Raw genomic sequence first — 10,072 nt, 5'->3', positions numbered from 1 at the left:
CTCGGAGCTCTCGCGCCAGTCCGAGCACCTCAGCGCCGAGGTCCAGCGCTTCCTGGCCACCGTGCGCGCCGCCTGAGCGACGCCAGAGGCCGTCACGAACGGACGGACCACGGACAGACGGACAAGGAAGGGCCCGGCGCGTTCCGGGCCCTTCGTCGTTTCCGGTTCAGCGGCTGCCGGTGCCGGACTTCGTGCCGGTGCTGCCCGAGGCGGTGCCGGATTCATGGGATCCCGCGCCCGAATGGCCGGTCGAGCCCGTGGTCGCGCCCTTCTCATGGCCGGGCGCGTAACCCGAGGCGCCGGGGGCACCGTACTGAGATCCGTTCTGCTGCATCTCCTGTCCGGGTGCGTTGTTGGCGGATCCCGGGCCACTGCCGGCGGCGAAGGCGACCGTGCTGAGGGCGAACGTGCTGGCGAGGGCGAGTGTGACGGCTTTCATGAAGAACTCCTTGCACCACTGCATTGGGGGCCGAACAACGTCGGCTCGGCGCGCGGCGTTCCCAAAAACTTCTGTGCGTCCCTGCATCGATTTTCCCTATGATGCCGGGATGAAAATCGGGCGCCGATCTTGCGGATGCGGCTTGAACAGCACGGCAATACCTGAGGCCGTGCCGTTCTTCGCGAGCCGGAGACGCTACGCCAGCGCCGCTTCCGCCTGCCGATAGGCCATCCCGTGGGCGACGTAGCCCTCGACCACCCGGGCCATCATGGTGCGTTTCTCCGCATCCAGGACCCCGAGGATGCGGGCCGGGCGTCCGCCCCAGAGATGGCCGCCCTCCAGGAGCTGGCCCGGATCGGTGGTGGCGCCGGCGGCCAGCAGCACGTCGTCGGCGATCACGGTGCCGGGGGCGACGACGCAGCCGATGCCGATGAGGCTGCGTGCACCGATGCGGCAGTCGACGAGGCGGACATTGTGCCCGACCGTGGTGTCGCGCCCCAAGACGACGCCCTCGCCCCGGGTCCGGATGACGGTGTTGTCCTGAATGTTGGTGTTGGCCCCGACCACGATGGGACCGACCTCGGCGTGGAGGTCGCAGGAGAACAGCACCGTGGAGCCGGCCCCGAGGGCGATCCGGCCGCGCAGGCGCGCGGTGCGGGCGACGTAGACGCTGGGATCGGGGTCCGGCTCGTCGGCGGGCGGGAGCGCCGGCAGGTCGCCGGAGGCCTCGCGCAGGCGCTCCGCCTGCTCGGCGATCTGCGGCAGGCTGATCGCCCGCACCGCCTTGGCGGGGCTGCCCGCATAGGCGAAGCCGGCGGCGAGGTGCGCCCGCGGGAAGACGGTGGCCCCCGCCTCGATCAGGACACCGTTTTCCACGCTCGCCCCATCGAGCACGATGACGTCGTCCTCGATCACCACGTCCGAGCCGACGGTGCAGGCATGCACCACGGCGTTGCGGCCCACCGTCACCCGGTCCCCGATCAGGGTCGGATAGGTGTTGGTCGCAATGTGCACGGTGGAGCGGTGGCCGAGCCAGAAGCGCTCGCCGATGACGATCCGGTCCCCGTCGGCGCGGATCACGCTGTAGTCGCCGAGCCAGGCCTGGGCGCGGAGGGTGGCGTCGCCGATCACCGTGCTCGCGCGACCGCACCAGACCGGACGGGCCGAGAACACCGGCAGGGCGCCCTCATGGGGCAGGATCAGCTCTGGGGTCACGGCGAAAATGTCCTTCGCATCCCGGTGGCATCGCCGGGCGTTCGGGGGCATAGAGCGCCCGTGCCCGTGAGGTCAGGTTCGCCGGGCCTCGTCAAGGGTGTACCGCCCGAAGGCGGTCCGCCCAAGCCCCTCGCCCAAGCCCCTCGCCCAAACCACCGGCCCAAGCCCCTCGCCCAAGTGCCTCGCCCAAGTCCCGGTTCCGGACCCCCTGCTGTCGAGCGCCCGTTTTCGCCTCCTGTCGTCAGTCGCCTTGTTCCCAACCGCCGTTCCGAGGTCAGCCCGGGGAAGCCCATGCCCGATGTCAGCATCCAGAGCGCACCCTTCGACGCGAGCGCCGAGATCGCCCGGCTCAGCCGCGATCTCGGCGGCAGCGTCGGCGCCATCGTCACCTTCACGGGCCTGTGCCGCGACGAGCGCGGCCGCCTCACCGGGCTCGAACTCGAGCATTACCCCGGCATGGCCGAGGCGGAGATCGGCCGGGTGGTCGAGACCGCGCGCGCGCGCTGGCCGCTCCAGGGCGTATGCGTCATCCACCGCCACGGACTCGTGGCCCCGGGGGAGGGCATCGTCCTCGTGGTCACCGCGTCCAGCCACCGGATCGCAGCCTTCGAGGCCGCGAGCTTCCTGATGGATTACCTCAAGACGCGGGCCCCGTTCTGGAAGCGCGAGCACCTCGCCGACGGCACCACGGGCGGGTGGGTCGAGGCGACGGAGGCCGACGACCGCGCCGCTGCGCGCTGGGACCAGGAAGCCGGCGCCCCGCGCTAGCCTTGCGCCGATGCCGACCGGTCGCGGCACCAGGCGGCGGAACCCAAGGTGAGCTGGCGACATCCTCCCGCAGGATGGGCCGGGCGCAGCGCGGACGGGCCTGCCCGGTGACCCGCCCGAAATCCGCGTGCCCGACCCGGCATGCCAGGAGCCCAAACCGTTCATGGCCATTCCCTTCCTCAGCGAGGAGCCCGCCGGTCCGCGCCCGCGCAGCTGGTCCCTGACCGTCTCCGGCATCGCCGTCGTGTCCTTCATCGCCGTCCTGGCACTCGCCTGGATGGCGGCCTCGACGCTGCTCCTCGTCTTCGCCGGCATTCTGCTCGGCGTCTTCCTCGACGGCCTGACGCGCCTTCTCGGCCAGGTGCTGCCCGCAGGCCGGGGCCTGCGCCTCAGCCTCGTCAGTCTCGTGCTCGCCGGCCTGACCCTCGCCCTGATCGCCTTCGGGGGGGCCACGATCGTGCAGCAGGGGCGGGACCTCGGCCAGACCGTGGCGTCCCAGGCCGGCACCGTGCGCGACCGGCTGAAGGATTACGGTATCGACGTGCCCGAGATCGTCCCGGGCAAGGGCGATGCAAACAAGAGCGGTGAAAACAACGGCGGCGGGCCCAACAAGGACGGCGAGAACGCGAGCGGAGAGAGCAAGGACGGCGCCCCCGGCGGGGACGCGAAATCCGGCGGCGGGGGCGATTCGAGTCCTCGGCGCGACGACGGTTCCCTGTCCTCGGGCCAGAAGCCCGGCGGCCTCACGGGTCTCGCTTCGGGAGCGATGAAGAGCCCCGGCTCGCTGCTGTCGGATGCCGGCAGCGTGCTCGGGCCGGCGGCCACCGTGGTGATCGGCCTGTTCAGCGCGCTCGGCAACGCCCTCGTCATCATCTTCCTGGGCCTCTCGGTGGCGGCAGATCCGGGCGCCTACCGGGACGGGCTCGTCCGCTTCGTGCCGCCGGCGCATCGCGACCGCGCCACCGCCCTCCTCGACGGCATGGGGGAGACCCTGCGCCACTGGCTCTTCGGCCAGCTCATCACCATGGCGGTGATCTTCGTCTGCACCTGGGCCGGCCTCGCCTTCCTGGGCATCGGCGGCGCCCTCATCCTGGGCCTCCAGGCCGGGCTGCTCGCCTTCATCCCGACCATCGGCCCGCTGATCGCCGGCGTCGTGATCCTGCTGGCCTCCCTGGCCTCGGGCACCACGGCGCTGCTGGGGGCCCTCGGCGTCTACCTCGCGGTGCAGACCCTGGAGAGCTATGGGCTGACGCCCTTCATCCAGAAGCAGGCCCTCGACATCCCTCCGGCCACGATCTTCGCCGGGCAGCTCGTGCTCGGCGTGATCTTCGGCCTCTGGGGCATCGCCCTGGCCCTGCCGCTGATGGCGGTGGCGAAGGTGCTGCTGGCGCAGCTCTATATCGAGGACACCCTGCACGAGGAGACGGAGGACTGAGACGCCCTTCGGTCGTGGGGCGGGTTCGGAGCGTCCGGCGGCGGCTCGTGCCGCCGCCGGGCCTCACTCGTCCATCAGGGGATGCAGGTCGCGGACCATGCTCTTCAGGCGCTCGTCGAGGACGTGGGTGTAGATCTGCGTCGTCGAGATGTCGGCGTGGCCGAGGAGTTCCTGGACGATGCGCAGGTCCGCGCCGTTCTGCAGGAGGTGGCTCGCGAAGGCGTGGCGCAGCACGTGCGGACTGACCCGGTCCGCCCGCAGGCCGGCCGCCGCCGCCACCGTCTTCAGATCGCGGGCGAACGACTGCCGGGTCAGGTGACCGCTCTCGCTGTCGGCGGGAAACAGCCAGGGGCCCTCGGCGTGCAGGTGGGCGAGGTGGTCGCGCATGGCGCTCCGGGCGATCTCCGTGAGCGGCACCAGCCGCTCGCGCCCGCCCTTGCCCTTGACCACGAGGTAGCGCTCCTTCGTGGAGGCTGCCGCCCGGGGCAGGGCGATGAGTTCCGAGACGCGCAGGCCCGTGGCGTAGAGAAGCTCGATCAGGCAGAGCAGGCGCGTGCCCCGCGCGCGCGCCGCGGTTCCGTCTCCGGTCGCGCCCTCACCGGTCGCACCTTGAGCGGTCGCACCCTGGGCTGTCGTCTCCGGGCCAGTCGCACCTTGGCGCGCCACGGCCAGAAGCCGGTCGACCTCCGCCACCGAAAGCACCTTGGGCAGGGCCCGGACCCGGCGCGGACCGCCGATCGGGGCGCTGGGGTCGTCCTCGGCCAGGCCCTCGGCGTAGAGGAAGCGGTGGAAGCCCCGGATGCAGGACAGACGCCGTGCCGCCGAAGCTGCCGAGAGGCCGCGCGTCTCGAGGTCGGCGAGGTAGGCCCGCAGGGGCGCCGCTTCGAGCGCGACGGGGTCGTGCCCGCCCCGTGCCAGGGCGGCGAGGTAGTCCGCGAGGTCGCGTCGGTAGGCCGCGAGGGTGTTGGCGGCCGCGCCCCGCTCGGCGGCGAGCATGTCGAGGTAGTCGCGGATCAGGAGGTCGCCCGCGGACATTTCGACCGCGGGCATCCCTGTGGCGGGGGTCTCGGGTCCGGGGATTTCGGCCGGAGGAATTTTGACCGCAGCGGTCTTGGCCGCCCGGTTCGGATGAGGGGTCGGTGCCCGCGTCACCGGTTCGGCGGCTGGAGCTTCGAGGCGGGGATGGTCACGCTCATCTCGCGCGGCGTCGGCACCACGAAGGTCGCCAGCGCGAACATCCCCGCGAAGGCGAGCCCGGCCAGGATGGCGAGGGTGGCGAGGAAACGGAACAGGGTCGGCACTCGGACGAACCTCGATCGTGCGGCGCTGGGGACGTGAGCGCGCCTCGGGGGCCAGATGGCTTCAGGAGCCGGATGTGGCTGACGACAAGCTTGGGGTTGCATCACGGGCCGACGCCGATGGCAATGACTTCGCGGCCACAGGCGGCGCGGCATTCCGGTGCGCGCGCCGTCCCGGGTGCTTCGCCCCCACCGGAAAACGCGCTAAGACCCGCCCAACGATGTGTAGATGAACGTGATGACCGAAGTCCCTCCTCAGGGCGGCGTCCCGCCCCCGGGTGAACCGCCGGACGCCGCCGCCGGCGGCGAGCCGATCGAACTGCGTCTCCGCCGGGCCCTCGGGCACCGGTCGATCGTGCTCGTCGGCCTCATGGGAGCTGGCAAGAGTACCGTCGGCCGGCGCCTGGCCACGCGCCTCGGCCTGATGTTCAAGGATGCCGACAACGAGATCGAGACGGCGGCCAAGCTCACGATCCCGGATATCTTCGCGATCTACGGCGAGCCGAGCTTCCGCGATGGCGAGGAGCGGGTCATTGCCCGCCTGATGCGCGAGGGTCCCCTGGTGCTGGCCACCGGCGGCGGCGCGTTCATGCGCGAGACGACCCGCGCCCGCATCGCCGAGGGCGGCGTCTCGATCTGGCTGAAGGCCGAGCTCGACGTGCTGATGCGCCGGGTCCGCAAGCGCGGCGGGCGCCCGCTCCTCCAGACCGAAGACCCCGAGGAGACCCTGCGCCAGCTCATGGCCCAGCGCCATCCGGTCTACGCCACCGCCGACGTGGAGGTGATCTCCCGCGACGTCGCCCACGACCGGGTCGTGCAGGACGTCATGGAAGCCCTCGACGCCTACCTGAACCGACCCTCGCAGACCGGGATCGCAGCCCAGTGACCGACCGCCTCACCGTGGCCGTTCCCCTCGATCAGGGGCGGGCCTACGACATCCTGATCGGACGCGGCCTCCTCGACGAGGCCGGCCGGCACGTGGCTGCCCTCGGGGCGAAGGCGGCGGTGATCGTCTCCGACACCAACGTGGCCGCCCTCTACGGCGCGCGTCTGCAGGACGGCCTCGCGGCGGCAGGCCTGCGCTCGGGCCTCGTCACCGTAGCCCCTGGCGAGGCCTCGAAATCCTACGCCACCTACGCGGCGGTCTGCGACGGGCTCCTCGCCCACAAGGTCGAGCGCAACGACCTCGTGGTGGCCCTCGGCGGTGGCGTCGTCGGTGACCTGGCGGGCTTCGCGGCCGCCACCCTGCGCCGCGGCGTGCGCTTCGTGCAGGCGCCCACCAGTCTCCTCGCCCAGGTCGATTCCTCGGTCGGCGGCAAAACCGGGATCAACTCGCCCCACGGCAAGAACCTCATCGGCGCCTTCCACCAGCCCCGCCTGGTGCTCGCCGACACCGCCACCCTCGACACCCTGTCGGAGCGGGAGATGCGGGCGGGCTACGCGGAGGTGGCCAAGTACGGCCTCATCAACGATGCCGCCTTCTTCGACTGGTGCGAAGCGCACTGGGCCGGGATTTTCGCGGGCGGGCCGGAGCGCGACGAGGCCGTGGCGATCTGCTGCCGCTCCAAGGCCGGCGTGGTGGTGCGCGACGAGCGCGAGGACGGCGAGCGCGCCCTGCTCAACCTCGGCCACACCTTCGCGCATGCCCTGGAGCGCCTAACCGGCTACGAGTCCGCCCGCCTCGTCCACGGCGAGGCGGTGGCGATCGGCCTCGCACTGGCCTTCCGCTTCTCCGCCCGCCTCGGCCTGTGCCCGGGCCAGGACGCGGGCCGGGTCGCCAACCACCTGGCTCTGGCCGGCCTGCCGACCCGGCTCCAGGCGGTGCCCGGCGGCTGCGGCGACGCCGATGCCCTGGTGGCGGCGATGGCGCAGGACAAGAAGGTGCGCGACGGCGCGCTGACCTTCATCCTGGCCCGCGGCATCGGCCAGAGCTTCATCGCGCCCGGCATCGACGGCGCCGAGGTCCGCGCCTTTCTGAATGCCGAACTGAGTGCCGCTTGAGCGATCCCGGGACCGAGGGCCTGCATCGCCGCATCGCTGCGCTGGAGGCCGAGGTCGCCCGCCTGCGCGGCACGCCCGCGGGACAGCGCGAGGCGGAACTGCGCCTCATCACCGACGCGCTCCCGGTGCTCGTCGCCTATCTCGACCGCGGCTACATCGTCCGGTTCAACAATCGCGACTACGAGACCAGGTTCGGGCGCGGCGTCGAGACCCTGGTCGGTCGCCATGCCCGCGCGGTGCTCGGCGCCGAGATGTTCGCTCAGTGCCGTCCCGACATGGACCGGGCCCTGGCCGGCGAGACCATCGCGTTCGACGGCGTGCTTCCGGACGGGCAGGGCCGGCATCGGGCCTGCGCCATCCAGTACATCCCGCGGCGGAACGCGGCCGGCGCGGTGGAGGGCTTCTTCGTCCTCGCCATCGACGTCGAGGAGCGACGTGCCGCCGAGGCCAGGCGGATCGCGGTGGCCGAACTCGGCGACCGGCTGCGCGACCTCGACGACACCGCCGCCATCGCGTACGCGGCCGCGGAAATCCTCGGCACCACCCTCGGGGTCAGCCGCGCCGGCTACGGCACCATCGATGCCAAGGCCGAGACCATCCTGATCGAGCGTGACTGGAACGCCCCGGGGATCCGGAGCCTCGCCGGAACCCTGCACTTTCGCAATTACGGCTCCTACATCGAGGATCTGAAGCGCGGCGAGACCGTGATCTGCAGCGATGCCGACGCCGATCCGCGCACCGCCTCCGGCGCCGAGGCCCTGAAGGCGATCAGCGCGCACTCCTTCGTCAACATGCCGCTGACCGAGCACGGCGGCTTCGTCGCGCTGCTCTATCTGAACCATGCCACCGCCCGGTCCTGGTCGCCCGAAGAGCTCGCCTTCATGCGCAACGTCGCCGAGCGCGTGCGCGCGGCCACCGAGCGCAGCCGCGCGACCTCCGCGCGACGGGTGAGCGACGCGCAGTTCCACGCCTTCGCGCAGGCGGTCCCGATCCACGTCTGGGCGGCCTCCGCCACCGGCGCCCTCGACTGGTCCAACGCCGCCTGTGCCAGCTATTGCGGCCCCGCCCGCGACGGCGTCCGCGGCGCGGCCTGGGCCGGCCTCGTCCACCCCGCGGACCGCGCGGCGGTGGAAGCCTGGGAATCCTGCCTCGAAGACGGTCGTCCCTACGCGGGCGAGTTCCGGATCCGCCGCGACGACGGAGCCTATCGCTGGTTCCTGGTGCGGGCCGAGCCGATCCGGGCGGCCGACGGCACCATCCTGCGCTGGGTCGGCACCAACACCGACATCGACGACCAGAAGGCCACGAGTGCCGAACTGGCACGCCTGAACACCAGCCTGGAGCGTCAGGTCGAGCGCCGCACCCGCGAGCGCGACCGCATCTGGGAGACCACCACCGACCTGATGGGAACGGCCGGGCTCGACGGCTACCTGAAGACCATCAATCCGGCCTGGGGCCGCACCCTCGGCTGGGACGACGACGCCCTGCTCGGCCAGCCCTTCGCGGCGCTGATCGATCCCGCCGACCATGCCGAGACGGCCGAGGTGGTCCGCCGACTCGCGCGGGGCGAGACGGTGACCGGCTTCGTCGACCGCGTCTTCACCAAGGCGGGTGAGCGGCGCACGGTGATGTGGACGGCAGCGCCCGACGGCGAGACCTTCACCATCATCGGGCGGGACATCACGGACCAGCGTCGGACCGAGGAGGCCCTGCGCCAGGCGCAGAAGATGGAGGCGGTGGGCCAGCTCACCGGCGGGCTGGCCCACGACTTCAACAACCTGCTCACGGGGATCTCCGGCAGCCTCGAACTGCTCCAGGCCCGCATGGCGCAGGGACGGGTCACGGACCTCGACCGCTACATCAACGCGGCGCAGGGCGCGGCCAAGCGCGCCGCCGCGCTGACGCACCGCCTCCTCGCCTTCTCGCGCCGACAGACCCTCGACCCCAGGCCCACCAGCGTGAACGCCCTCATCGCCGGCATGGAGGAGCTGGTGCGCCGCACGGTCGGACCGGCGGTGACGATCGAGGTGGTCGGCGCGGTCGGGCTCTGGACCGCCCTGGTCGATCCGAACCAGCTCGAGAACGCGCTCCTCAACCTCTGCATCAACGCCCGCGATGCCATGCCGGAGGGCGGTCGCATCACCATCGAGACGGCCAACAAGTGGCTCGACGTCCGCGCGGCCCGCGAGCGCGACCTGGAGCCGGGGCAGTTCCTCTCCCTGTGCGTCACCGATACCGGGACCGGCATGACGCCGGAGGTGATCGCCCGGGCCTTCGACCCGTTCTTCACCACGAAGCCCCTGGGCGAGGGCACGGGCCTCGGCCTCTCGATGATCTACGGCTTCGCCCGTCAGTCGGGGGGCCAAGTGCGGATCTATTCGGAGGTCGGCCAGGGTACGACGGTGTGCCTCTACCTGCCCCGCCACTACGGGGAGGCCGAGGCCCGCGACGGCGAGGCCGACCTCGCCCACGCGCCCCGGGCCGAGCAGGGCCAGACCGTGCTCATCGTCGACGACGAGCCCACGGTGCGGATGCTCGTGACCGAGGTGCTGGAGGACCTCGGCTACACCGCCATCGAGGCGGCGGACGGGGCGGCCGGTCTCAAGGTGCTCGAATCCGACGTGCGGCTCGATCTCCTGGTGACGGATGTCGGCCTGCCCGGCGGCATGAACGGCCGCCAGATGGCGGATGCGGGCCGGGTCGTGCGGCCGGGTCTGAAGGTGCTGTTCATCACCGGCTACGCCGAGAATGCCGTGCTCGGCAACGGATACCTTGAGCCCGGCATGCAGGTGCTGACCAAGCCCTTCGTGATGGAGGCGCTCGCCGGACGCATCAAGGAACTCATCGCCGGGACCGAAGGGGCGTGAATGGCCCGGCCCGCGACGTGGTAATCAACGGCTCGACCTGACGACATCC

At 71.7% G+C, this 10,072-nt stretch carries 9 protein-coding genes; 5 read left to right on the top strand and 4 right to left on the bottom strand.

Translation table 11 applies throughout. The features are described 5' to 3' along the window. Nucleotides 1-166 precede the first annotated feature (166 nt). Nucleotides 167-439: a hypothetical protein gene (locus AC0IY1_RS19805; protein WP_082512846.1), complete on the bottom strand. Its 273-nt coding sequence runs from the start codon at nt 437-439 to the stop codon at nt 167-169. Nucleotides 440-634: 195 nt separating this feature from the next. After that, entirely contained in the window at nt 635-1,654 is a 1,020-nt protein-coding gene (locus AC0IY1_RS19800; protein ID WP_471771748.1) for a gamma carbonic anhydrase family protein, read from the bottom strand. Nucleotides 1,655-1,945: 291 nt separating this feature from the next. On the opposite strand from AC0IY1_RS19800, the gene AC0IY1_RS19795 reads away from it, so the two are divergent. After that, entirely contained in the window at nt 1,946-2,422 is a 477-nt protein-coding gene (locus tag AC0IY1_RS19795) for a molybdenum cofactor biosynthesis protein MoaE (protein ID WP_103708140.1), read from the top strand. Between the two features lie 163 nt (nt 2,423-2,585). Next, nucleotides 2,586-3,857, top strand: coding sequence for an AI-2E family transporter (locus AC0IY1_RS19790; RefSeq protein WP_471771746.1), 1,272 nt, complete (start codon nt 2,586-2,588; stop codon nt 3,855-3,857). A 63-nt stretch (nt 3,858-3,920) separates the two neighbouring features. On the opposite strand, the gene AC0IY1_RS19785 is transcribed toward AC0IY1_RS19790, so the two are convergent. Both AC0IY1_RS19785 and AC0IY1_RS19780 read right to left on the bottom strand, forming a co-directional pair. Continuing rightward, complete coding sequence (locus AC0IY1_RS19785) at nt 3,921-4,892, bottom strand: site-specific tyrosine recombinase XerD (protein WP_471771744.1); 972 nt, start codon at nt 4,890-4,892, stop codon at nt 3,921-3,923. Nucleotides 4,893-5,005: 113 nt separating this feature from the next. Then, a complete protein-coding gene (locus AC0IY1_RS19780; RefSeq protein ID WP_055946764.1) occupies nt 5,006-5,158 on the bottom strand; it encodes a hypothetical protein in 153 nt (50 codons plus the stop codon). A gap of 226 nt (nt 5,159-5,384) precedes the next feature. On the opposite strand from AC0IY1_RS19780, the gene AC0IY1_RS19775 reads away from it, so the two are divergent. The 3 genes from AC0IY1_RS19775 to AC0IY1_RS19765 are packed head-to-tail and all read left to right on the top strand — an operon-like array spanning nt 5,385 to nt 10,023. Then, the gene (locus AC0IY1_RS19775) at nt 5,385-6,041 is read left to right on the top strand and encodes a shikimate kinase (protein WP_471771742.1); all 657 of its coding nucleotides are present in this window, start codon (nt 5,385-5,387) and stop codon (nt 6,039-6,041) included. Then, nucleotides 6,038-7,156 carry a 3-dehydroquinate synthase gene (gene aroB / locus AC0IY1_RS19770; RefSeq protein WP_055946766.1) on the top strand — a complete coding sequence of 373 codons (1,119 nt, stop codon included), beginning with the start codon at nt 6,038-6,040 and terminating at the stop codon, nt 7,154-7,156. The genes AC0IY1_RS19775 and aroB overlap by 4 nt, the downstream gene beginning before the upstream one ends. Further along, a complete protein-coding gene (locus AC0IY1_RS19765; protein ID WP_471771740.1) occupies nt 7,153-10,023 on the top strand; it encodes a PAS domain S-box protein in 2,871 nt (956 codons plus the stop codon). The genes aroB and AC0IY1_RS19765 overlap by 4 nt, the downstream gene beginning before the upstream one ends. The last annotated feature ends 49 nt before the right edge of the window (nt 10,024-10,072 follow it).

Source organism: Methylobacterium sp. AC690 (assembly GCF_979256535.1).
Note: the sequence above shows the minus strand (reverse complement) of the source record. Positions and strands in the feature narration are given on the sequence as shown.